This is a genomic window from Desulfosporosinus sp. Tol-M2, assembly GCF_059735615.1.
Genome location: NZ_JCAIJG010000088.1, coordinates 1 through 1,026 on the forward strand (window position 1 = coordinate 1; position 1,026 = coordinate 1,026).

General features: G+C 42.6%; 1 protein-coding gene. It reads right to left on the reverse strand.

The window, feature by feature from the left end:
- Positions 1 to 68: 68 nt before the first annotated feature.
- Complete coding sequence (gene dapA / locus AC6I5A_RS06425) at positions 69 to 1,022, reverse strand: 4-hydroxy-tetrahydrodipicolinate synthase (protein WP_034613224.1); 954 nt, start codon at positions 1,020 to 1,022, stop codon at positions 69 to 71.
- Between the last annotated feature and the right edge of the window lie 4 nt (positions 1,023 to 1,026).

Sequence of the window (1,026 nt, forward strand, 5' to 3'; positions counted from 1 at the left end):
AGCGATAATGAACCTCTGCATTAGCAGGGGTTCATTATCGCTATCAGCGTTTTTCTGAGTGGATCTCTTTAGACTATGATATCACTCACCTTTTCAGAGGCCACTTTCAATTCTGTTATCACTTGCGTTCCATTATTAGAACTTACGTGTACTTTTTTAACCTCATTAATTAGATCTTTTAAAAACTTCATTTCCACCGGCGTTGCTTTAACTAAAGGAAGCCGTACTCCGCCAGCTTTAATCCCCATCATATTCAGCAGGGCTTTAATGGGGACCGGGTTTGACGTTACAAAAATGCCTTTGAAGATTGGAAAAAGATCAAGATGCCACTTTGTTGCCTGGGAAGTATCACCATCAAACCATGCATCCACCATTTTTTTCATTTCGTCCCCAATGACATGGGCTGCAACACTGACGATTCCGCTGCATCCTAACGCTAACATCGGCAAGGTCAAAGAATCATCGCCACTATATATAGAAAACTTGGAAGGTAACATTCTTTTAAGCTCACTGACCTGATCAAGAGAACCTGCAGATTCTTTTAAGGCGACAATGTTTGGAATTTCAGATAACCTCTTCACTGTCTCAGGCAGTAAATTAACTGAAGTCCTGCCCGGTATATTGTATAGCATCAGGGGTAAAGAAGTCCCCTCAGCAATGGCTTTAAAGTGCCGAAACATTCCCTCTTGGGACGGTTTATTATAATAGGGTACTACTGCCATCAATCCATCAACCCCCGTTGAAGCAGCCTCGCGTGCTAGGGCTATACTTGCAGCAGTAGAATAGGACCCGATATTGGCAATCACCGTTCTTTTTCCTAATGCCTGCTTTACTACTCTAAAAAGCTCAACCTTCTCTTGATCCGTTACGGTCGGAGATTCTCCTGTTGTTCCACAAACCACAACACCATCAGACCCATGGACGGATAAGTACTGAGCTAAGTGTTTCGCTTCTTCATAATCAACCTCCAATCCTTCATTCAAGGGAGTTACCATGGCTGTTAAGATTCTTCCAAAAGACATTTGA